The 21,110-nt window shown below is 65.7% G+C and carries 20 protein-coding genes; 13 read left to right on the top strand and 7 right to left on the bottom strand.

Annotated elements, in window-relative coordinates:
- Positions 1–12: 12 nt before the first annotated feature.
- Both D4Q52_RS15485 and purE read right to left on the bottom strand, forming a co-directional pair.
- A complete protein-coding gene (locus D4Q52_RS15485; protein WP_119857463.1) occupies positions 13–1,122 on the bottom strand; it encodes a 5-(carboxyamino)imidazole ribonucleotide synthase in 1,110 nt (369 codons plus the stop codon).
- Positions 1,119–1,607 (bottom strand): 5-(carboxyamino)imidazole ribonucleotide mutase, encoded by a 489-nt coding sequence (purE, locus tag D4Q52_RS15490; RefSeq protein ID WP_119857464.1) that lies wholly within the window; start codon positions 1,605–1,607, stop codon positions 1,119–1,121. Before purE ends, D4Q52_RS15485 begins: the two co-directional genes overlap by 4 nt.
- 141 nt (positions 1,608–1,748) lie before the next feature.
- On the opposite strand from purE, the gene D4Q52_RS15495 reads away from it, so the two are divergent.
- A complete protein-coding gene (locus D4Q52_RS15495; protein ID WP_119857547.1) occupies positions 1,749–2,471 on the top strand; it encodes a GGDEF domain-containing protein in 723 nt (240 codons plus the stop codon).
- Here the strand turns inward: D4Q52_RS15495 and D4Q52_RS15500 are convergent.
- The gene (locus D4Q52_RS15500) at positions 2,461–2,667 is read right to left on the bottom strand and encodes a YdcH family protein (RefSeq protein WP_119857465.1); all 207 of its coding nucleotides are present in this window, start codon (positions 2,665–2,667) and stop codon (positions 2,461–2,463) included. The genes D4Q52_RS15495 and D4Q52_RS15500 overlap by 11 nt on opposite strands.
- Positions 2,668–3,075: 408 nt before the next feature.
- On the opposite strand from D4Q52_RS15500, the gene D4Q52_RS15505 reads away from it, so the two are divergent.
- On the top strand, positions 3,076–3,258 hold the full coding sequence (locus D4Q52_RS15505; RefSeq protein ID WP_119857466.1) for a YdcH family protein: 183 nt from the start codon (positions 3,076–3,078) through the stop codon (positions 3,256–3,258).
- Between the two features lie 228 nt (positions 3,259–3,486).
- Here the strand turns inward: D4Q52_RS15505 and D4Q52_RS15510 are convergent, their stop codons facing one another.
- Positions 3,487–4,602: an NAD(P)/FAD-dependent oxidoreductase gene (locus D4Q52_RS15510; RefSeq protein WP_119857467.1), complete on the bottom strand. Its 1,116-nt coding sequence runs from the start codon at positions 4,600–4,602 to the stop codon at positions 3,487–3,489.
- A gap of 169 nt (positions 4,603–4,771) precedes the next feature.
- Here D4Q52_RS15510 and D4Q52_RS15515 point away from each other — a divergent pair, with 169 nt between their 5' ends.
- The 8 genes from D4Q52_RS15515 (at position 4,772) to D4Q52_RS15550 (ending at position 14,406) form a co-directional block, all read left to right on the top strand.
- On the top strand, positions 4,772–7,456 hold the full coding sequence (locus tag D4Q52_RS15515) for a sensor domain-containing protein (RefSeq protein ID WP_119857468.1): 2,685 nt from the start codon (positions 4,772–4,774) through the stop codon (positions 7,454–7,456).
- A 318-nt stretch (positions 7,457–7,774) separates the two neighbouring features.
- The gene (locus tag D4Q52_RS15520) at positions 7,775–8,920 is read left to right on the top strand and encodes an ABC transporter ATP-binding protein (protein ID WP_119857469.1); all 1,146 of its coding nucleotides are present in this window, start codon (positions 7,775–7,777) and stop codon (positions 8,918–8,920) included.
- Positions 8,921–8,944: 24 nt separating this feature from the next.
- Positions 8,945–9,856, top strand: a complete 912-nt coding sequence (locus D4Q52_RS15525; protein WP_119857548.1) for an ABC transporter permease — start codon at positions 8,945–8,947, stop codon at positions 9,854–9,856.
- 223 nt (positions 9,857–10,079) lie between these two features.
- Positions 10,080–11,276: an ABC transporter substrate-binding protein gene (locus D4Q52_RS15530; protein ID WP_182915330.1), complete on the top strand. Its 1,197-nt coding sequence runs from the start codon at positions 10,080–10,082 to the stop codon at positions 11,274–11,276.
- Entirely contained in the window at positions 11,255–12,112 is an 858-nt protein-coding gene (locus D4Q52_RS15535; protein WP_119857471.1) for an IclR family transcriptional regulator, read from the top strand. Before D4Q52_RS15530 ends, D4Q52_RS15535 begins: the two co-directional genes overlap by 22 nt.
- Entirely contained in the window at positions 12,109–12,729 is a 621-nt protein-coding gene (locus D4Q52_RS15540) for a glutathione S-transferase N-terminal domain-containing protein (protein ID WP_119857472.1), read from the top strand. The genes D4Q52_RS15535 and D4Q52_RS15540 overlap by 4 nt, the downstream gene beginning before the upstream one ends.
- Positions 12,730–12,762: 33 nt before the next feature.
- Complete coding sequence (locus tag D4Q52_RS15545; protein WP_119857473.1) at positions 12,763–13,497, top strand: SDR family NAD(P)-dependent oxidoreductase; 735 nt, start codon at positions 12,763–12,765, stop codon at positions 13,495–13,497.
- Positions 13,498–13,605: 108 nt separating this feature from the next.
- Positions 13,606–14,406, top strand: a complete 801-nt coding sequence (locus D4Q52_RS15550) for an ABC transporter permease (RefSeq protein ID WP_119857474.1) — start codon at positions 13,606–13,608, stop codon at positions 14,404–14,406.
- A gap of 30 nt (positions 14,407–14,436) precedes the next feature.
- Here D4Q52_RS15550 and D4Q52_RS15555 read toward each other — a convergent pair whose 3' ends face one another.
- The 3 genes from D4Q52_RS15555 to D4Q52_RS15565 form a co-directional block, all read right to left on the bottom strand.
- Positions 14,437–15,423, bottom strand: coding sequence for a c-type cytochrome (locus D4Q52_RS15555; protein ID WP_119857475.1), 987 nt, complete (start codon positions 15,421–15,423; stop codon positions 14,437–14,439).
- Positions 15,424–15,425: 2 nt separating this feature from the next.
- The gene (locus tag D4Q52_RS15560) at positions 15,426–16,067 is read right to left on the bottom strand and encodes a c-type cytochrome (protein WP_234831210.1); all 642 of its coding nucleotides are present in this window, start codon (positions 16,065–16,067) and stop codon (positions 15,426–15,428) included.
- Positions 16,068–16,274: 207 nt separating this feature from the next.
- Positions 16,275–18,230: an AsmA family protein gene (locus D4Q52_RS15565; RefSeq protein WP_119857477.1), complete on the bottom strand. Its 1,956-nt coding sequence runs from the start codon at positions 18,228–18,230 to the stop codon at positions 16,275–16,277.
- Between the two features lie 201 nt (positions 18,231–18,431).
- Here D4Q52_RS15565 and D4Q52_RS15570 point away from each other — a divergent pair, with 201 nt between their 5' ends.
- The 3 genes from D4Q52_RS15570 (at position 18,432) to D4Q52_RS15580 (ending at position 21,056) form a co-directional block, all read left to right on the top strand.
- Complete coding sequence (locus D4Q52_RS15570; RefSeq protein ID WP_119857478.1) at positions 18,432–19,148, top strand: CoA transferase subunit A; 717 nt, start codon at positions 18,432–18,434, stop codon at positions 19,146–19,148.
- A gap of 11 nt (positions 19,149–19,159) precedes the next feature.
- Complete coding sequence (locus D4Q52_RS15575) at positions 19,160–19,810, top strand: CoA transferase subunit B (protein ID WP_119857479.1); 651 nt, start codon at positions 19,160–19,162, stop codon at positions 19,808–19,810.
- Between the two features lie 331 nt (positions 19,811–20,141).
- Positions 20,142–21,056: a LysR family transcriptional regulator gene (locus D4Q52_RS15580; RefSeq protein ID WP_119857480.1), complete on the top strand. Its 915-nt coding sequence runs from the start codon at positions 20,142–20,144 to the stop codon at positions 21,054–21,056.
- Positions 21,057–21,110: the final 54 nt, after the last annotated feature.

Consider the following 21,110-nt stretch of genomic DNA (forward strand, 5'->3'; position numbering starts at 1 on the left):
GCGGCGGATGCATCACGTCTTGGGTGATGTGTCCGCCTCGACGACGGTGACGTGACCCATCTTGCGGCCGGGCAAGGCGGCGCGCTTGCCGTAAAGATGCACGGTGGCGCCCGGCACCGTCAGCCATTGCGCATAGTCGTCGACGTCGTGGCCGATCAGATTGGTCATGGTCACGGTGCCGTGGCGCAGCGGCTGCGCCAGCGGCCAACCGGCGATTGCCCTGATGTGCTGCTCGAATTGCGACACCGAGGCGCCGTCCAGCGTCCAATGCCCGGAATTGTGCACCCGGGGCGCGACTTCGTTGACCAGAACCCGGGTCCCGTTGCCGTCCTGCACCACGAACATCTCGACGCCGAGCACGCCGACGTAGCCCAGCGCGTCGGCGATCCTGGTGGCGATCCGCCGCGCTTCCTCGGCGATCGCGTCGCTCACCGCCGCCGGGGCGCGGGAGGTTTTGAGGATGTGGTCGCGGTGCTCGTTGTCGGTGACGTCGTAGCAGACCACCTGGCCATCGGCGCCGCGCGCGGCGATCACCGAGACTTCGCGCTCGAACGGCACGAAAGCTTCGAGAATCGCGGCACGGGTCTCGAGCCGCTGCCACGCCGCCTCGGCATCGTCGCCCTCGCGCAGCATCGCCTGACCCTTGCCGTCATAGCCGAACCGGCGGGTCTTGAGCACGGCGGGCAGGCCGAGCTTGGCGATCGCGGCGCGCAGCGACTGCGGCGAGGTGACGTCGGCATAGCCGGCGGTACCGATGCCGAGCTTGCTGACGAAATCCTTCTCGCCCAGCCGGTCCTGCGTGGTTTCCAGGATCTTGTAGTCCGGCAGCACCGGCGTGCGGGCGGCCAGCACCAAAGCGGCCGAGGCCGGTACGTTCTCGAACTCGTAGGTGATGACGTCGACGTCGGCGGCGAACATCTCCAGCGCCTCGACATCGGCATATTCGGCGCAGGTTGCGTTCTGCACGACGTCGAACGCCGGCGAATCCGGATCCGGCGAGAACACATGGCAGCGCAGGCCGAGCCGCGCCGCGGCCAGCGCCAGCATCCGGCCGAGCTGGCCGCCGCCGAGAATGCCGATGGTATCGCCGGGCTTCAGAACCTTCTGGGTCGGACCGCTCACGCCGCGCCCTCCGGGCGATCCGCGATCGCGTCGGTCTGCTTGGTCCGCCACGCCGACAGCCGCTTCGCCAAAGCCTCGTCGCCGAGCGCCAGGACGCTGGCGGCGAGCAGCGCCGCATTGATGGCGCCGGCTTTGCCGATCGCCAGCGTGCCGACCGGAATGCCGGCCGGCATCTGCACGATCGAATACAGCGAATCGACCCCGGACAGCGCCTTCGACTCGACCGGAACGCCGAAAACCGGCAGCTCGGTGAGCGCCGCGGTCATCCCCGGCAGATGCGCGGCGCCTCCGGCCCCGGCGATGATCACCTTGTGACCAGCGGCCTTCGCGCCTTTGGCGAAGCCATAGAGGCGGTCGGGCGTGCGATGGGCAGAGACGATCCGGGCCTCATGGGCAACGCCGAGCGCGGTCAGGGTCTCGGCGGCGTGCCGCATCGTGTCCCAGTCCGACTGGCTGCCCATGATGATCGCAATAGGGGCTGTCATTCGAGCGATTCTTTCGCGAATCCAGAAACATAAGAGGGGGGAATATAGAGCCGGCCGGCACTGCGGCCAAGGCGCCGGGAATGCACTATCCTTTCTTGGTGAAGACCGGCAAGGGTTGTGGTGGTTCTCACGTTGATTCTGATGAAAAAGACGCCCCCCCGATCTCCGGCGGCGCGGCCACCCGGCCGCAAGACCCGGGTCAACGCCACCGCCAAGCAGCCGGCGCGCGCCGCCAAGGCGCCGCGCAAGCCGGCGCCGTCCACCCGCGGCGATTCGGCACGAGCCGCTGTCAGCCCTGAGGCAAGGATTCGGCGGCTGAAGGCGCAGCTCGCCGCGGCACTGGCTCAGATCGACGAGCTCCGCGCCTCTGCGGATACCGATTACCTGCTGGGGATTGCCAACCGCCGCGGTTTCGAACGCGAGCTCGACCGGGCACTGGCCTACATCCAGCGCTATGGCGCCGGCGGGGCGCTGATCATGCTCGACGTCGACCGCCTCAAGCCGGTCAACGATCAGTTCGGCCACGCGGCCGGCGATGCCGTGCTCAAGGCGGTAGTCGAGGCGTTGCTGGGCCATGTCCGGGCCTCAGATCTGATCGGCCGGCTCGGCGGCGACGAATTCGCGCTGCTGCTGTGGAATCTGAGCGAGGCCGATGCCCGCAAGAAGGCGGCGGCGCTGGAAGAGACGGTAGATCGGCTGCCGATCCAGTTCGGCGAGCACACCGTCTCGGCGGGCGTGTCGGCGGGGGTGACCATGTTGACCTCCGGCATGAACGCCGCCGAGGCGCTCGCCAGCGCGGATCGGGCGATGTACGCCCGCAAGGCCGAGCGCCGGGCGGCCGATGGCCGGGCGGTCAGGCGATGATGTCGGGCGTGATCTGATCTTCGATGAAGGAGATGCGGTCGCGCAGTGCCAGCTTGCGTTTCTTCAACCGCTGCAGCCGAAGCAGATCCGGTGCCGGAGAATGCTGCAGCGCATCAATCGCCGCGTCGAGATCTCGGTGTTCCTGCTGCAACTTTGCGAGTTCGGCCGCAAACTCGCCTTCGTCTTCGTCGGTCATGACCTGAACAACTTGGCAAGTCCGCGGGAGCGCGGACCTTCGCGGGGGTGTGAACGATTTTAGCGGATTATCGCCGTTGCACGGGCCGTGAGCAAGCGGCACAGCTGCATCGTTCGTCGAACGAGACCTTTGACAAAACAATCGTTGCGAAGAGGTTAAGAGCTAAGAGAGGAGAGCTCCACGTAGCGGCGACACAACTGCGGCGAGACCTTGTGCGAAAGTCGACCACACCGCGCCGCATCGCGGCACGTGTAGCTTCGCACGATTACCAACCCGGCTAATCCAGAATCGTTTCAGACGGCCGAGTAATTGTGACGCAGATATTTCAAAGCCATCGACAGCCGCGCTGAGAGATGTACACTCACTCGTCCGGATGGAATCTAGTCTCACTCACAGAGGAGGTTTCGTATGGCACTTCAGTCGCATCTCGTTGAACTTGAACGTAAGCACAAAGTTCTAGAGTCCCAACTGCACGAAGCGCTCGCCCATCCCTCCACCGATGACCTGCGTATCGCCGAGCTGAAACGCCGCAAACTCATGGTACGGGACGAAATCAATCGGCTGAGGCAAGGCTCCGCCACTCTCCACTGATCCGACAGCTGCAACACATCGAATGGTCGCGATCATTCGCGCGCAAGCGCTGATCACTTCGCAACTGACGATGTCCTGCAGTACGACGTGACGGACTCCGGTCTGCGCCGTCCATCCGGGACGCTTCGGCGTCGGCGCAACGACCGGGGCTCTGCCATGTTCAGTCGGACGCAGGAGCGCGTCGGTAGGTAGTAAGCGATCGCGAGTCTTCAGGCTCGTAGTTGTGCGTTACGCGCGATCGGCCGCGTCGGCCAGATCCGCCACATGGTCGGCGATCGCCAGCGATGCGGTCAGTCCCGGCGACTCGATCCCGAACAGATTGATCAAACCTGCCACGCCGTGCTCGCGCGGGCCCTGGATGACAAAATCCTGCACCGCGACGGCGGGCGGCACGATCTTCGGCCGGATCCCCGAATAGCCGGGCGCCAGCGCGCCGTCGGGCAGGCCCGGCCAATATCTGCGGATGGCCGGATAGAACCGTTCCGCCCGGTCAGGATCGACCACATAGTCGACGTGGTCGATCCATTCGACGTCCGGCCCGAACCGCGCCTGGCCGGCCATGTCCAGGGTCAAATGGACCCCCAGGCCGCCCGGCTCTGGCACCGGGTAGATCAGGCGCGAGAACGGCGCGCGGACGCCGCATGTGAAGTAGTTGCCCTTCGCCAGGTAAGCGGTCGGGATTTGCGCGGCCGGCATCGGCGCGATGGCGCCTGCCAGCGCTGGCGCATTTAACCCTGCGGCATTGATCAGCACCCGGCATCCCAGCGTCATCGGGGCCTCGCCGCCGACGTCCAGAAAGAGTCCGTCGTCCCCGGCCCTGGCCCCGAGCAGCGGCGCATGGAAGGCGAACGCCGCGCCGGCGTCCTCGGCGTCGCCGCGCAGGGCCAGCATGTAAGCGTGGCTGTCGATGATTCCGGTCGACGGCGACAGCAGGGCCGCAACGCAGGTCAGCGCCGGCTCCAGCTCACGGGCAGCCGCGCTGTCGAGCGCGGCAAGGTCGTCGACGCCGTTCGCCGCTGCATGGGCCCTGATCGCCGCGAGCTTGTCGGCTTCGGCCGAACTCGTCGCAACGATCAGCTTGCCGCAATTGCGGTGAGGAATGCCGTGGTCCCGGCAATACGCATACAGCGCCTGTTTGCCGGCGACGCAGAGCTGCGCCATCAGGCTGCCGGCGGGGTAGTAGATCCCGGCATGGATCACTTCGCTGTTGCGCGACGACGTGCCGGTGCCGATGCCCTCGGCGGCTTCCAGAACGATGACTTCGCGTCCCGAGCTCGCCAGCCGCCGCGCGATTGCCAGGCCGACCACCCCGGCGCCGACCACGACGCACTCTACCGTATCCATCACCGACCGCTCCGTCCCACCGCTTCGAGCAAGGCGCAGTGTTATCGGAGGATTAACCATCGAACGTCAATTGATGAAAAGCCTGCACGATCTGGACGACATGGCTGTGGTGTTTACGCGTTCAAAATGAGTCGGGGGCCAGACTCCACCGGAAAGTGTCGGGTGTTGTATGGTGCCGAGGTTCTGGACGACAAGCAGCGGGGCAGCGGGAGCTGCGGCGGTGGCTTGTCTGTTCGCCTCCAGCACCGTGGGGCTGGCCGCATCCGGCTTTCAGCCGGCCGGCGCTATGGGCGACCTGGAGCCCGAGCTGGTCTGGGAGCTGCTGATCGGCGGCCTGGTGCTTGCCTGCGCCACCAGCGCCGTCGCGCTGTGGGCGACCTCGGTGGTTCGCCGTCAGCGCCGCGCCGAGCGGCGCAAGAACATGCTGGTCGACTCGGTGCTGAACAAGCTGCAGCAGGGCGTCGTCATCACCGACGCCAAAGGCCGGCTGGTGTTCTGCAACGATCTCTATCTGCAGATGTACGGTCTCTCGCGCAGCGAGGTGCGGACCGGCATGGACGGCCGCGATCTGCTGGCGCTGCGCCGCGCGCGCGGCATGCTCGATCTCAGCAACAAGGAGTTCCTGAAGAGCGCCGCAACGCCGGAGGGGCACATCAGCGAACTTCCGGACGGCCGCTTCATTCAGGTCAAGTTTTCGCAGCTCGCCAATGGCGGCAAGATTTCGACCCACAATGACTGCACCGAGCTGCGAAGGATCTCCAAGCAGCTATCGACCACCAGCCAATTCCTGGAATCGGTGATCGACAACATCCCGGTCTGCGTCGCCGCCAAGAGTATCGAGGACGGTCGTTACATCCTGGCGAACCGTGCGTTCGAGAGGCTGTCACGGCTGCCGCGTGAGAAGATCATCGGCGCAACGGCCGAAGACCTGTATGCGCCACATTCCGCGGCCGCGATCCGGGCGGCCGACGAGGCGGCGCTGGCCTCCAGCAAGGGCGAGTATCGCTCCGAGCTGACGATCGCGTTCGGCAAGCGCGATCTCGTTCTCGCCTCGGAGCGCGTCGTCGCCCGCAACGAGCGCAACGAGCCCGAATTCATCATCGCGATGTTCGAGGACGTCACCGACCGTCTGGCGCTGGCGCGCGAGCTCGACAAGACCCGGAAGTTCCTCGAGCTGGTGATCGACAACATCCCGGTCGGGGTCACCGTTCAGAGCAGCAGCGACGGCCGCTACGTGCTGGCCAATCGCGGCGCCGAACTCATCCTCAATCGCCGGCGCGAAGACGCGCTCGGGCTGACGTCCGGCGAGATATTCAACGCAAAGGAAGCGCGTCTGATCGGCGAGCGTGACGACATCGCGATCCGCAAGCGCGGCCTGATGGTCGAGGAGCATCCGATCAGCACCAAAGACGGTCTGCGGCTGTTCGTGACCCGGCGCATCACCGTCGCCGACGAGGCGGGGGCCGAAAACTATCTGATCAAGACCCATGTCGACGTCACCGACCGCCGCCAGACCGAGGCCCGGATGGCGCATATGGCGTATCACGACGGGCTCACCGGGCTCCCCAACCGCCCGGCATTCCTGAAGTCCCTGTCGCAGATGATCGAAGCCTGCGACTGCTCGTCCGACGAATTCGCCGTGCTCAGCGTCGACCTCGACGGGTTGGCGGAGATCAACGACGTGTTCGGCCACGCCATTGGCGACAAGCTGCTGGTCGAGGTCGCGCGCCGCATCGAGGCCGCCTCCAGCGGCGGGGTGGTGGCGCGGCTCAGCGGCGACGAATTCGGCCTGTTGATCGACGGCCCGCAGCCGGCTTCCGGCTACGAACTCGCCGAGCGGGTGGCGCGCGAATTCGCCGGCGGCTTCGAGATCGACGGCAAGACGGTGCGCACCGGCGTCACCACCGGCATCGCGCTGTTTCCGCGCGACGGCCGGGACGCTGCCTCGCTGCTCGCCAATGCCGGCGCCGCGCTGTTTCGCGCCAAGGGCCGCGCCCGCGGTACGATCAGCGTGTTCGCACCCGAAATGGACATGCAGATCCGCGACCGTCGCGCGCTGCATCAGGATCTGTCGAGCGCGATCCGCAACGCCGAGTTGTCGCTGCACTATCAGCCGCAGGCGTCGAGCAGCAAGGAGCTGTCCGAGCGCAACGTCGTCGGCTTCGAAGCGCTGGCGCGGTGGCGGCATCCGACCCGTGGCTTCGTGCCGCCGTCCGAATTCATCCCGCTGGCGGAAGAGAGCGGACTGATCGTCGAGATCGGCGAGTGGATTTTGCGCGAAGCCTGCCGGCAGGCGGCGGCATGGCCGAAGCCGCTGCAGATCGCCGTCAACCTGTCGCCGGCGCAATTCCTCAACAGCGACCTCGTCAGCTTCGTGCACACCGTGTTGCTCGAGACCGGGCTGCAGCCTGGCCGGCTCGAGCTCGAAATCACCGAAGGCGTGCTGATCGAGGATTTCGAGCGCGGTCTCTCGCTGCTGCGCCGGCTCAAGGCGCTCGGCGTGCGCGTCTCGATGGACGATTTCGGCAGTGGCTACTCGTCGCTGACCTATCTGCAGGCGTTCCCGTTCGACAAGATCAAGATCGACCGCGCCTTCATCATGAATCTCGGCCGCAACGTGCAGTCTGCCGCGATCGTACGCGCGGTGATCGGGCTCGGCCACGGTCTCGGCGTGTCGCTGGTGGCCGAAGGCGTCGAGACCCAGGAGCAGCTCGACTTCCTGGTCGACGAGGGCTGCGACGCGGTGCAGGGCTATCTGATCGGCCGTCCGGCACCGATCGAAGATTACCCGTGGCTGGTGGGCCTGCCGCCCCGGATCGGCAGCGGTGCGACCCGCAGCCGACAGGTCAGCTGATCGTCGCGGCCGGTCGCGCGACGCACCCATTTCGCGCTTCGCGGAAGCGCGGCGGATGGGCCGGCTTATCCTAAACCGCCCTTCAACCACCACCCGTCATTGCCCGGCTTGTCCGGGCGACCCAGTATCGCAGACCGTTCGCGACGAACAATGAATGCACTGGGATACTGGGTCACCCGCTTTCGCGGTGATGACGGTCTGGTGGTGTGGCAGCGTAGCGCCTGCGCGCTACGCACTAGCAGAGTTGAGCCGCTTGCGATTGGCCGCTACAGCTTGCCGGTTATCGCCGGATGGGAAGCGGGGCGGGTCGTCCTAGGAATGACTGAGCAGGTTGTAAAAAATTCCGCGCCGTCCGAAAGCGCGGCGACGCCGCTGCTGCGGATCGAGGCGGTCAAAAAACGCTTCGGCGGCTTCGTCGCCGTCGACGGGCTGTCGCTCGACATCAAGGCCGGCGAGTTCTTCGCGCTGCTCGGGCCGAGCGGCTGCGGCAAGACCACGCTGCTGCGGATGCTCGCCGGCTTCGAGACACCGGACAGCGGCCGCATCCTGCTCGGCGGCGAGGACATCGCCCCGGTGCTGCCACACCAGCGGCCGGTCAACATGATGTTCCAGAACTACGCGCTGTTTCCGCATCTCAGCGTCGCAAACAACATCGCCTTCGGGCTGAAGCGCGCCGGGCTGCCGCGCCGCGAGGTGGCGCAGCGCGTCGCCGAGATGGTGGCGCTGGCGAAGCTGGAGGGCATGGAGAAGCGTCGGCCGAATCAGCTCTCCGGCGGTCAGCAGCAACGCGTCGCGCTCGCCCGCGCGCTGGCGCGACGGCCGAAACTGTTGCTGCTCGACGAGCCGATGGCGGCGCTGGACAAGAAATTGCGCGAAAGCACCCAGCTCGAACTGATCGCGCTGCAGAAGCGGCTCGGCACCACTTTCGTAATCGTCACGCATGATCAGGACGAGGCGATGACGGTGGCCGATCGGATCGGCGTGATGCGCGCCGGCAAGCTCGAACAGGTTGCGGCGCCGCGCCGGCTGTACGAGACGCCGACTTCGCGCTGGGTCGCGGAGTTCGTCGGCGACGTCAACATCCTCGACGGCAACGTCACGTCGCGCGAGCACGGCCGACTGACGATTGCGACGGATGCAGGCGCGGTGGTGGCTGCCGCGCCATCGCAGCCTGTCGAAGCGACATCGGTCGCGCTGGCGATCCGGCCCGAGAAGATCAAGCTGTCGCGCCGCGGGCCCGCGGCCGACCCCGGCCATGCCGATGCGATGAACCGGCTCGATGGCGAGATCGTCGAGGTCGGCTATGTCGGCGGGCTGACCACCTACAAGGTCCGGCTCGACGCCGGCACCATGCTGCAGGCGAGGATGGCCAATACCACGCGGCTCGACAGCGACGTTTACCAGACCGGCCAGCACGTGGTGGCGTGGTTCGCGCCGGACGACTGCGTGGTGCTGGACCGATGAGGGCAGGGCGATGAAGGAATGGCGATGAGCGGCGCTCGCGACATCTTCACCCGCCCGGCGCGGCTGGCGGTGATCGCGCCGTATCTGTGGATGGCGCTGTTCTTCCTGGTGCCGTTCGGCTTCGTGGTGAAGATCAGCCTGTCGCAGAGCGCGATCGCGCAGCCGCCTTATACGCCGGTGTTCGATCTCGCCGCCGGCTGGGACGCGCTGACAGCAGCATTCTCGGCGCTGTCGCTGGAGAATTTCCGGCTGCTGATCTCCGACAACCTCTATGTGCTGTCGTATCTGCGCAGTCTTGTCGTCGCGGCGGTGTCGACCGCGATCCTGCTGCTGATCGGCTATCCGATTGCGTACGCGATGGCGCGGCTGCCGCGGCGGTGGCAGCCGCTGGCGATGATGCTGGTGATCGTGCCGTTCTGGACCTCGTTCCTGATCCGGATCTACGCCTGGATCAATATCCTGCAGCACGACGGCCTGCTCAACACCACGCTGCTGGCGCTGCATCTGATCTCCGCGCCGCTCGTGTGGCTATCGACCGACACCGCGATGTACATCGGCATCGTCTATTCCTATCTGCCGTTCATGGTGCTGCCGCTCTACGCGACGCTGGCCAAACTACCCGCCTCGCTCGGCGAAGCTGCAGCCGATCTCGGCGCCTCGCCGCGCCGCGCGTTCTGGCTGGTGACGTTTCCGCTGTCGCTGCCCGGCATCGGCGCCGGCGTGTTGTTGTGCTTCATCCCGATCGTCGGCGATTTCGTGATTCCCGATCTGCTCGCCGGCTCCGGCTCGCAGATGATCGGCCAGACGCTGTGGCTGGAGTTCTTCACCAATCGCGACTGGCCGGTCGCCTCGGCGATCGCGGTCGTGCTGCTCGCCGTATTGCTGCTGCCGCTGCTGATCTACGAACGGGTGCAGCGGCGGCAACTCGAGGGCTGATGATTCCGGAAACCGGAAGTAAGACCGTCCGCTCGCTAAGTCATCGATAGCAGACCGACGTTCTCAACAGCTTGACCAGCGCGCGGGTTTCGACGTGAACTTGTTCGGTCCACCTGATGGACCACAGGTTCATTTATTTTGACAACCGCTGAAGCGGATGCAAAGACGTCGATCGGAAGAGCTCGCAACAAACGACCGGGCTTACGTGTCGGGAGAGAACGCTATGTTGAGATTTGCCCTGCTACTTGGCGCGTCGGTGTCGATCGCAATGATGCCAAGTGCGATGGCGCAGGAGCAGCCTTTCAAGATCGGCGTGTCGAACGATCAGTCCGGGCCTTACGCCGATCAGGGCGGGCCGGGATCGGCGCTTGCCGCGCGCATGGCGGTGGAAGACTTTGGCGGCAAGGTGCTCGGCCGAACCATCGAGGTCGTCGTCGCCGACAATCAGAACAAGCCGGATCTGGCCTCGCAGATCGCGCGGCGGTTCTTCGAGGTCGAGGGTGTCAGCGCGATTACCGATGGTGGGACGTCGGCCGCCGGGCTGGCAGCGCAGAGCATGGCGACGCAGCTCAACAAGACCATGTTGAACACGGCCGGCACCGCGCCGGGCTTCAGCGGCGCGCTCTGCTCGCCGTCCGGGACGCAATGGGCCACCAGCTCCTACGCGCTCGCCAACACGGTGGTGAAGGACCTGGTCCGCGAGGGCGGCAAGAAGTGGTTCTTCGTGACCACGGATTCCGCGTTCGGTAACGCGCTGGAGCCGGAAACCGTGAAGGCCATCAAGGCGGCGGGCGGAACGACGCTCGGCAGCGTCAAGCATCCGATCAATACGGCGGACTTCTCGTCCTTCCTGTTGCAGGCGCAAGGCTCCGGCGCGGACGTTGTCGCGCTGGCCGTCGGCGGGTCGGATCTGATCACCGCCATGAAACAGGCCAAGGAATTCGCCATCCCCGGCCGCATGGTCGCGCTCTATGTCAGCCAGCCCGAAGTCGACTCGATGGGCGCGGACACCGCGCAGGGCCTGCATTTCGCGACGCCGTTCTACTGGAATCTCAACGAGACCACGCGGGCCTGGTCGAAGCGTTTCGTCGAGCGGCACAAGAAGATGCCGAGCATGATCCACGCCAACACCTATGTGGCGGTCACGCATTATCTCAAAGCCGTGGCGGCCGTCGGGTCGGACAAGGGGGCCGATGTCGTCGCCAAGATGAAAGAGATGCCGATCGGCGACAAGGCGCTGATCCAGAATGCGTCGATCAAGGACAATGGCCGCGTGGTGATGGACATGTACGTCGCGCGCGCCAAGAAGCCGGGGGCCGCGACCATGCCGGGCGACAGCTTCGAGATCGTCGGCACCGTGCCCGCGAGCGAAGCCTTCGAGGACATCGCTTTGTCCGGATGTCCTCTGATCAAGAACTAACGACGTTGCCCGACGCCGCGAAGACGCCCGTCAACGCGCTGTTGCGCGGGCTTCTCGTCCTCGAAGCCGTGAACGCTTACGGCCCGGTCGGGCTGTCGGATGTCCGCGATATCACCGGACTGCCGAAGGCGACGACGTTGCGGCTGCTCGAAAGCCTGCGGCAGGTCGGGTACCTCTCCTTCGACGAGACGACGCGCACCTACACGGTCGGGCTGCGCGCACTCGCTTTGTCGAACAACATCTCCCACGAAAATCATCTGGTGGAGACCGCGCGGCCGATCATGGAGCGGCTGCGGCTGAAGCTCGGCTGGCCGTCGGACCTCGCGATCTTCCAGCTCGACAAGATGGTGATCGTCGACACCAACCGAAAGCCCGGCATGCTGTCGAGCAATCGCTCGATCGGCTCGCGCGTACCGATGCTGGCGTCGGCAACCGGACGCGTCTATCTCGCCAATATGAATCCGGACGAACGCGCCGATTTGCTCGCGCGGTTGCGGCTGTCGAGCGATCCGTTCGAGAAGCTGGCGCGCAATGCCAAGGCCGTCGACAAGATCGTCAAGACTACGCTCGAGCGCGGCTACGCGGTTTCCGATCAGGAGTTTCTCAAGACCAATCGGGGCGCCGCCGTTGCGGTCAAGCATGGCGACGAAGTCATCTGTGTCATCAATCTGATCGCCATCGCGTCGCTGGCGACACTCGAAGACATCGAGCGCCGCTATATCCCCCTGCTGTTCGAGGCCAAGGCCGAACTCGAAGAGCAGATGCGCGGCGCTTTCCGTCCGCGAGATGCCAACGCAGCGCGGGCAACGCGCATCACGGCGAAAGCTGACAAATGAAACTCTATCATTCGACCGCATCCCCGTTCGTCCGCAAGGTGATGGTGTTGGCCTATGAAACAGGCCTCGTCGACCGGCTCGAGCTGGTGTCGGCGGTCGTCAGTCCGGTGGCGCGCGACGCCAGCGTCGTCGCCCACAATCCGACCGGGCACATTCCCACGCTGGTTCTGGAGGACGGGACCGCGCTCTACGACAGTGGCGTGATCTGCCAGTATCTCGACACGTTGCATGATGGGCCGCCGCTGCTGCCCGCCGGACCTCTTGACCGCGCCCGCGCGCTTTGCCTGCAGGCGCTCGGCGACGGCATCATGAACGCCGGCGTCCTGATCCGGTTCGAAAACGCATTACGGCCATCGGAGCTGCGCTGGCAGGCCTGGCTCGACGGGCAGTCCTCCAAAATTCAATCCAGCCTCGATGTGCTGGAGAGCGACTGGCTGGCGTATCTGGAGCAACCGGTCGATATCGGGGCCATCACGGTCGCCTGTGCGCTCAGCTACATCGATTTTCGCGAGCTTCGCCCGGGTTGGCGCGAAACGGTGCCGTCGCTTGCCGACTGGCACGCGCGCTTCGCGCAGCGACGCTCGATGCAACAGACGCAACTTCGCGCCATTTCGTGACGTGGTGAGACACCGGAGCAAACAGGAGACATCGTGAGCGGCATCTTCAGGGACAGCGTCATCCTCATCACCGGCGGAGCGGCCGGCATCGGACGCGCGACCGGCGAACTGCTGGCGCAACAGGGCGGACGTATCAACATCCTCGATCTCGCGGCCGACAACGTGCCGGCCGGTTGGACCGCCTATCAGGGCAGCGTGACGGACGACGCCGCCATTGCATCTGCGGTGGGCGACATCGTCGCGCGCGAGGGCCGCATCGACATCCTCGTCAACAATGCGGGTGTCAGCTTTTATGGCAGCATCGAAGACGGCACGATGGACGATTGGTCGCGCGTGATCGATGTCAATCTCATCAGCGTCGCGCGGGTCTCGCGTCTGGTGCTGCCTCACCTGCGGAAATCGAGCCATCCGGCCATCGTGAACATCGCATCGTGCCTGGCCCAGACCGGCCTCGCGCGCCGTGCTCTGTATTCGGCGACCAAAGGCGGCGTCGAGGCGCTGACCCGGGCGATGGCTGCTGATCTTGTTTCGGAGGGCATCCGGGTCAATTGCGTCAATCCCGGCACGGTCGATACGGATTTCGTCCGCGGTCTGGCGGCGCAAACCGGGCGGGACGTCAGCGAATTCGCCGCCCGGCAGGCGACGGGTCACATGGTGTCTCCGGACGAGGTCGCCCACGCCATCGCCTATCTGGCGCGCCCGGGTGCGAGGTCGACGATCGGATCGGTCCTGACGGTCGAAGCCGGTTTCGGTCAATTGCATCGCTGAGGCACGCGATCAAGCGGGGGCGGGATCGCTGCGCGATTTGATGCTAGGCTGAGGCCGAACTGGACCGCTCATCCCGTCGGAAGACAAATCGCCAATCCGGCCTCACCCATGAAACTCTCCCGCTTCAACCTGGTCTCGCTGACGCTCGGGCTGGCGTTTTTGTATCTCCCGATCGTCATCATGGTGATCTACTCGTTCAACGACTCCCGTCTGGTAACGGTGTGGGGCGGGTGGTCGCTGCGGTGGTACCGCGAGTTGTTTCAGGATCAGGCGATGCTGGCGGCGGCGTGGATGAGCCTGCGCGTGGCGCTGGCGTCGGCGACGGCGGCGGCGGTGCTCGGCACGCTGGCGGCGGTGGCGCTGTCGCGGGCGGGGCATTTCCGCGGCCGCACTCTGTTTTCCGGCATGCTGTACGCGCCGCTGGTGATGCCTGAAGTCATCACAGGCCTGTCGCTGCTGCTGCTGTTCGTCGCGCTCAATGCGGAGCGCGGCTTCTGGACGGTGATGATCGCGCATACCACGCTGACGATGTGCTTCGTCGCGGTGGTGGTGCAGTCGCGCCTGCACGCGCTCGACCGCAGCGTCGAGGAGGCCGCGATGGACCTCGGCTGCGGCCCGGCCGAAGCCTTCCTGCGCGCCACCGTGCCGCTGATCTGGCCGGCGATCGCTGCCGGCTGGATGCTGGCCTTCGCGCTGTCGCTCGACGACCTGGTTATCGCCAGCTTCACCACCGGGCCTGGCTCGGCGACGCTGCCGATCCGGATCTATTCGGAAGTCAGGCTCGGCGTGAAGCCGCAGATCAACGCGATCTGCACGCTGATCGTCGCGGTGGTGACGGTGGCGATCGTGCTGGCGTCGCTGGCGTCGAAACTGTCGAAGGCTCATGCGGAGAGTGCGGCGCCGATGTGAGGCGCCTGCCGCCGTCTTCGGGGCGCGGGCTTACCGTCCGACCGTGCCTGAAAGCGGCGAATTCTCACCCAGCGTGACGCCATTGACGGTCCGACCGTACATCTCGAACGGCGAGTTGTGATACCTTCGGCGCGTCTCCGCGACCGAGCCGATGAAGCGCGGATCCTGCGGCCGCTCCTGGCTGTTGATATAGGTCGCGACGTCCCACGCCTCGCGATCGGAAAGCGTGTTGCCCTGGCTGAGAGGCATGTTGGCTTTGATGAAGCCGGCCGCGTTGGTGATCGAACTCATGCCCGCGCCCCAATTGTAGGAGCGTGGTCCCCATAGCGGCGGAAACACCGTCTGGCCGCTCGCCGACCTTTGACCCTGGCCATCGGCGCCGTGACACGTCGCGCATCGCGAGGTGTAGACCTGCTGGCCATTGACCGCGTCGAGCGCATCGGGTGGCGGCAGCTTCAAGAAGCCCTGGCCTGGCAGCTTCTCTCCGGTCGGCGCACCCTTGGCCAACGCGAAGGCGTAGCTCTCGAGCGCGACCAGCACCTTGTCGCCGAGTTCGGGCGCCTTTCCGTTCATACTGAAGCGAAAGCAGCCCTGCAGCCGTTCGGCGAACGTATTGACGTGCTGGTCCTTGGATCGGTACGCCGGGTAGATCACATAGGCTGCCCACATTGGCGCCGCGTGCGCGAGCCGGCCGCGATCGAGGTGACAATTTGCGCAGCGCAGATCATTGCCGACGAACTCACCCGCATGCGCCTTGGTGTCCGTGAAGATTGCCTCGCCGAGCTTGACCATCTCGCCGAATTCTCCAGTCGGAAGGTCGTTCTCCAGGGTCGGTACGAACTGCGCGGGCGAGGGGCGCGCGGTCGCGGTGTTGTTGCCACCGTCCTGGGAGCCAGCGGCTGGTTTCATGGCTTGCGTTGACGACACGAGGTCCGCGCCGCGCGGCAGCGAATAGCCGATCAGTCCCGCAAGTCCGAGCAGGATCACTCCGACCACCCAGGTGCCAAGGTCTTTCATGATCAGTCTTTCTTTCCGGCGGTGATGGAAAGCTTGGCGTAATAGCTTGCGACCGCCTTGATATCGGCTTCGTCCAGCTTGCTGGCGATGCCGGTCATCAGATGCAGCGCATCGTTCTGTCGCGTGGCGCTGCGGAACGCGGTGAGTTGATTCTCGATGTACTTCGCCGATTGGCCTGCGAGACGCGGAAAGCCGGCGCCGACGCCTTCGCCTTGCGGTCCGTGGCACTGGTTGCAGGCCGGAAGTCCGTTTGCCCAGACCCCGATCGTGGCGAGGTCGCGGCCCCGGGTTGCAGCGAGTTCAGAGTTGGCGGCCTGGTCTATTGCCGGCGGCGCCGACTGGCTTGCGTAGTACGCGGCGACGGCTTGCCGCTCCTCGGGCGACAGGCCCTTCGCGACCGGCGACATTACCTCGCTGGAGCGGCTGCTGTCCGCGAAGCTGTTCAATTGATGAACGAGATAGCCGGCATTGAGACCGGACAGCCTGGGATAGCCATCAGCCGGAAGGCCTTCGCCCTTCTGGCCGTGACACGAGGCGCAAGCGGGCGCACCCGAGCTGCCGTTGGTTACGATCGACGAGCCATCGGCCGTGTGTCCCGGGGCAATCGGTGCCAGCACCGACGCCGAGAGGATCGCGGCCAGCACCACACCCCCATGACATCCAGCCATGCGCGCGCTTCCCCGGTTTGCTCTTTGTCGCTTGGCAGACGCTGGTGTTCTCAACGCCGTCTCAGGCGCAGAGGAGTTATACGCTCACATCTTACGGCATTTTCGTTGTCGAAACGTAACGGCGCGATCGCCTGCTGGGCAACACGGCAGACATTGCGCAGGACGGCCGTCTCGGACGACTGATCAGTTCGCTTTGGGGGGCGCCGCCGGCGCTGTCGATGGCGGCTCGGCGCCCGCGTCCGGCTCGCTCTTGCGGCCGCCGCCGGTGATGCGTTCTAGCACCGAGCGAACCGCGTCGCGGGTTTTCTTGTCCTTCACCGCGTCGAGCAGCGGGGCGGAGGCGGGGGAGCGGCGGATCAGGCTTTCCGGATCGGGGAAGATCAGGGGATCGTCCCATGGGCCTTCGACGATGAACGGCAGCTCGAAGCCGGCCGCGGCGCCGCCGCCGTTGGCGAGGCTGGCGACGCCCTTGAGGTCGTATTCGCGCGACGGCACCGAGGCGGTGCCGGTCAGCGAGATTTTCGCGGTCGGGCCATCGATCCGGATGTCGTCGGCGGTGGCGACGCCGTCGCGGAACCGCACCGCGACGTTGAGGGTGGTGAACGGCGTCTTGCCGTTGCGGAAATTGCCGCCGCCGGACAGCGGCCGGCGCTCCAGCCGCTTCAGCAATTGCTCGACATTGAAGCCGGTGATGGCGCCGTCATGGCCGGTCAGCAGCGCCGAGCCGTCGAGCGACTGCGCCAGGCCGAACGGGCTGGAGCCCGAAGCTTCCAGCGAGATACCGAGATTGCCGCGGCCCGACAGATTGCGCACGCCGAGCAGGTCGGAGGCGCAGGCTTCGAGATCGACGTCTCTGAACTGGAACTGGGTCTTGATGTTGGCGATGTTGTCGCGCCGCGACACGCCGAGCGTGCCCTGCACGATGCCGCCATAAACCTGCGCCTCGCCGACGCTGAGCGCCAGCGCGCCGCCGCGCAGATTGGCGCTGAGCGCGGTGCGGCCCAGCGTCGAGGAGCCGAGCAACACCTTGGCGGCCGACAGCCGCACGTCGAGATCGATCGGGTTGCTGGAGCCGAGATCGAACAGCTGCCGGTTCCAGTCGCGGGCGCCGCTGGCCAGCAGCCGGACCGTGGAGATGTAGGGCGTGGCGTCGATCGAACCGGCCGCGAGCGTCGCCTGCAGGCCCTGGTGGCCGCCGGCGATGGTGTAGGTCATCACGCCTTCGGCGACGTTCTTATCGAGTTCGATATTGACGTTGGTCAGCGCCACCGAAGGCCCGATCAGGCTAGCGCGCGCCTTCATGGCGAAGCGGCCGAAACCGCCGGCGCCGGGCGGCTCCTGGCCGGCCCAGCGCAGCGCGTTGCGCAGCGAGGCGCTGTCGGCCGACAGCGTGCCTTCCAGCACCAGGCTGGATTTGTTGGCGATCGCGCCGTCGAAGGCGAGCTTCATCGGCGGGCCGGCGAGCCGCAGCTTGAGGCCGGAGCGATCGCCCGCCAGCGCCGCGATGAAATCGTTGACGCTAATGCTGCCGTCGAGCCGCTCGCCGCGCCAGTCGAACTGGCCGGCGGCCGCGAAGGTGCGCGAGATCGACGGCCACGCCAGCGCCAGATCGATGTCGCTGACGCGTTCGAGGATCGCGCTGGCGTCGTCGCGATAGCTCAGCGTGCCGTCCTGCAGCCGGATTTCGGAGAACGACACCTGGTCGTCGAGCCCGGGCTTCATCGTCCGCGTCAGGCTCTTGATGAAGGGCGTCCAGTTGCTGCCGCCGTCGGCATCGCGGATCACCCGGATGGTCGGCTGCATCAGCGCGATGTCGGCGATTTCGAAGCGGCGCAGCAGCAGCGGCAATAATCGCAGATTGGCGGTGAGCGTCTCGACGCTGAGCGCGGAGTCCTCGCTGCTATCGCCGCTGCCCTTCAGCCGCACCGCGTTGAAGGTCACGTAGCTGCGCGGAAACACCGCAACGTCGATATCGCCATCGACCGCGAGATCGAGACCGGTGGCGGCGCGCAGCTGCGCCTCGACGGCCTGGCGCATCGAGCCACGGTCGATCAGCAGCGACAGCAGCAGCGCGCCGATCACCACGATGGCGATCAGCGCCGCCACCGAGATGCCGAGGCGCTTGATTCCTTGGGCCATCGCCAATGACTATCCGGATCGATCTATGGGCGTGTTGAGGGATGGGCCCCCGCCGGCCCTCGGTCGGCCGGCAACTTGATCGGTTTTCTTGTCTGATTCAAGGCCTTCCGGGCCGCAGCCTGTGGGCGCAATTGACGGCCTGCGCGGTTTTTGCTGAATAGACCCACTCGCAGAACAGCCCCTCTGACCAGGTCCCTGTCCATGAAAAAGGTTTATCCCGACGCCGAAGCGGCCCTGGCCGGAATCCTGCGCGACGGCATGATGGTTATGTCCGGCGGTTTCGGGCTGTGCGGCATCGCCGAGACGCTGTCCGACGCGCTGCGCGAGTCCGGCGTCAAGGGCCTCACCGTCGTCTCCAACAATGCCGGGGTCGACGGCATCGGCCTCAGCCGACTGCTGGAAACGCGGCAGATCAAGAAGATGATTTCGTCCTATGTGGGCGAGAACAAGCTGTTCGCGCAGCAATATCTGGCCGGCGAACTCGAACTCGAATTCTGCCCGCAGGGCACGCTGGCCGAGCGCATTCGCGCCGGCGGCGCCGGCATTCCGGCGTTCTTCACCAAGACCGGCGTCGGCACGCTGGTGGCGGAAGGCAAGGAAGTGCGCGAGTTTGACGGCGAGAAGTACGTGATGGAGCGCGGCCTGTTCGGCGACATCGCGATCGTGCACGCCTGGAAGGGCGACACCGCCGGCAACCTCGTGTACCGAAAGACCGCGCGCAACTTCAATCCGATGATGGCCACCGCGGCGAAGATCACCATCGCCGAGGTCGAGCATCTGGTGCCGGCCGGCGAGATCGATCCCGATCATATCCACACGCCGGGCATCTTCGTCCAGCGCATCATCGAAGTCGGCACTGCCAAGAAACACATCGAGCAGCGCACCACGCGCAAGCGCCCCGAAACCGCGGCGAGCTGAGGAGAAGTCTGATGGCCTGGACCCGCGAACAGATGGCGGCGCGCGCCGCCAAGGAATTGCGCGACGGTTTCTACGTCAATCTCGGCATCGGCATTCCGACGCTGGTGTCGAACTACATCCCCGACGGCGTCGACGTGGTGCTGCAGAGCGAGAACGGCATGCTCGGCATGGGCCCGTTCCCCTATGAGGGCGACGAGGATCCGGATCTGATCAACGCCGGCAAGCAGACCGTCACCGAGCTGCCGTCGACCAGCTACTTCTCCTCGGCCGATTCCTTCGCGATGGTCCGCGGCGGCCACATCGATTTGTCGATCCTCGGCGCCATGCAGGTCGCCCAGAATGGCGACCTCGCCAACTGGATGATCCCCGGCAAGATGGTCAAGGGCATGGGCGGCGCAATGGATCTGGTCGCCGGCGTCAAGCGCGTCATCGTGGTGATGGAGCATTCCGCCAAGGACGGCCCGAAGCTGCTGAAGAGCTGCAACCTGCCGCTGACCGGCGAGCGCGTCGTCGACATGGTGGTCACCGATCTCGCCGTGTTCACCATCGACAAGCACGGCAATGACGGCATGGCGCTGATCGAACTCGCCGACGGCGTCACCCTCGACGAGGTCAAGGCGAAGACCGAAGCCGATTTTCGGGTGGCGCTCAAGAACGCGTAGTTGGTGACTTAGATGTAGGGTGGGCAAAGGCGCGCAGCGCCGTGCCACGCGACGATCGGTTGCCGCGAATGCGCCCTTTGAGATCAGGCACTTTCGTCTCCACCCGTCATGCCCGGCCTTGTGCCGGGCATCCACGCCTTGCTGACGGAAACGCACGAAAGGCGTGGATGGCCGGGACAAGCCCGGCCATGACGGATTCATCAGCGAAATCGAACGGCCGGACCGGACGCGGATCGTCTGCCGTATCGGATTGAGATTTGCAGGTTCGCGGCCACAGCGCAGCGGAAACGCGTCATCATCGTTTCCCTGCTCCTCCATCCGATGAGGTCGCGTGCGCTTTCTGACTCTGCGTTACTTCAACGAGGTCGCCAAGCTCGGCTCGATCCGCAAGGCGGCCGATCGGCTGCACGTCGCGCCCTCCGCGGTCAGCCGGCAGATCGCGCAGCTCGAGCATGAACTCGACGCCGTGCTGTTCGAGCGCTCCAAGGTCGGCGTGCAACTGACCCCGGCCGGCGAAGTGCTGGCGCGGCAGAGCACCCGGATCTTTCGCGACCTCGACCGCGCCCGCAATGAGATCGATGACCTGCGCGGCCTGCGCCGCGGCGAGGTGTCGCTGTTCGTGATCGAAGGGCTGGTGTCCGGGCTGCTGCCGGATCTGCTCGCCAACTTCCACCATCGCTATCCGGCCGTCAGCTTTCGTATCCAGACCGGCTCGACGGATCGCATCATCGAGGCGCTACTCGAAGATGAGGCGGATATCGGCATCACTTTCAACGCGACGCCGCGGCCGGAGATCGAAGTGATCGCCGAGCATATCGAGCCGATCGCCTGCCTGGTGGCGCCTACGCATCAATTCGCCAACCGCACCTCGCTGACACTCGACGATATCTGCACCCAGACCATCGCGCTGCCCGAGCATAGTTTCGGCCTGCGCCAGGTGTTCGAGCGCGCGATCGCCAAGCGCCAACGCACCCCCCAGGTGCTGGTGACCACCAATTCGCTGGAGCTCACCAAGCGGATGGCCGCGACCGGGCAGGTGATCGCCTTCATGCCGGCGCTGACGGTGATCACCGAGCTGCATTCCGACGCGCTGCGGGCGATCCCGATCGCCGATCCGGCCTTCGCCGCGGCCCGCTCCAGCATCAGCGTGCACCGCGACCGGCCGCTGCCGCACGCGCCGCAGGAGTTTCTCAAGGCGCTGGCGGACGCCATCCGTGGCCTGTCGAAGCGAAAGAAGCCCGGCTGAGGGTGTTGCCTTTTTGGCAGCATCGCATGACTGATTCTCGACTTTTCGGAACAG

This window comes from Rhodopseudomonas palustris, assembly GCF_003591005.1.
Classification (GTDB): domain Bacteria; phylum Pseudomonadota; class Alphaproteobacteria; order Rhizobiales; family Xanthobacteraceae; genus Rhodopseudomonas; species Rhodopseudomonas palustris_K.

What these genes read in the sequence shown, in the direction of transcription:
- purE (WP_119857464.1), bottom strand. Translation starts at nt 1,607, where the DNA reads ATGACAGCCCCTATTGCGATCATCATGGGCAGCCAGTCGGACTGGGAC.
- D4Q52_RS15495 (WP_119857547.1), top strand. Translation starts at nt 1,749, where the DNA reads ATGAAAAAGACGCCCCCCCGATCTCCGGCGGCGCGGCCACCCGGCCGC.
- D4Q52_RS15500 (WP_119857465.1), bottom strand. Translation starts at nt 2,667, where the DNA reads ATGACCGACGAAGACGAAGGCGAGTTTGCGGCCGAACTCGCAAAGTTG.
- D4Q52_RS15505 (WP_119857466.1), top strand. Translation starts at nt 3,076, where the DNA reads ATGGCACTTCAGTCGCATCTCGTTGAACTTGAACGTAAGCACAAAGTT.
- D4Q52_RS15510 (WP_119857467.1), bottom strand. Translation starts at nt 4,602, where the DNA reads ATGGATACGGTAGAGTGCGTCGTGGTCGGCGCCGGGGTGGTCGGCCTG.
- D4Q52_RS15515 (WP_119857468.1), top strand. Translation starts at nt 4,772, where the DNA reads ATGGTGCCGAGGTTCTGGACGACAAGCAGCGGGGCAGCGGGAGCTGCG.
- D4Q52_RS15520 (WP_119857469.1), top strand. Translation starts at nt 7,775, where the DNA reads ATGACTGAGCAGGTTGTAAAAAATTCCGCGCCGTCCGAAAGCGCGGCG.
- D4Q52_RS15525 (WP_119857548.1), top strand. Translation starts at nt 8,945, where the DNA reads ATGAGCGGCGCTCGCGACATCTTCACCCGCCCGGCGCGGCTGGCGGTG.
- D4Q52_RS15530 (WP_182915330.1), top strand. Translation starts at nt 10,080, where the DNA reads ATGTTGAGATTTGCCCTGCTACTTGGCGCGTCGGTGTCGATCGCAATG.
- D4Q52_RS15535 (WP_119857471.1), top strand. Translation starts at nt 11,255, where the DNA reads ATGTCCTCTGATCAAGAACTAACGACGTTGCCCGACGCCGCGAAGACG.
- D4Q52_RS15540 (WP_119857472.1), top strand. Translation starts at nt 12,109, where the DNA reads ATGAAACTCTATCATTCGACCGCATCCCCGTTCGTCCGCAAGGTGATG.
- D4Q52_RS15550 (WP_119857474.1), top strand. Translation starts at nt 13,606, where the DNA reads ATGAAACTCTCCCGCTTCAACCTGGTCTCGCTGACGCTCGGGCTGGCG.
- D4Q52_RS15555 (WP_119857475.1), bottom strand. Translation starts at nt 15,423, where the DNA reads ATGAAAGACCTTGGCACCTGGGTGGTCGGAGTGATCCTGCTCGGACTT.
- D4Q52_RS15565 (WP_119857477.1), bottom strand. Translation starts at nt 18,230, where the DNA reads ATGGCCCAAGGAATCAAGCGCCTCGGCATCTCGGTGGCGGCGCTGATC.
- D4Q52_RS15570 (WP_119857478.1), top strand. Translation starts at nt 18,432, where the DNA reads ATGAAAAAGGTTTATCCCGACGCCGAAGCGGCCCTGGCCGGAATCCTG.
- D4Q52_RS15575 (WP_119857479.1), top strand. Translation starts at nt 19,160, where the DNA reads ATGGCCTGGACCCGCGAACAGATGGCGGCGCGCGCCGCCAAGGAATTG.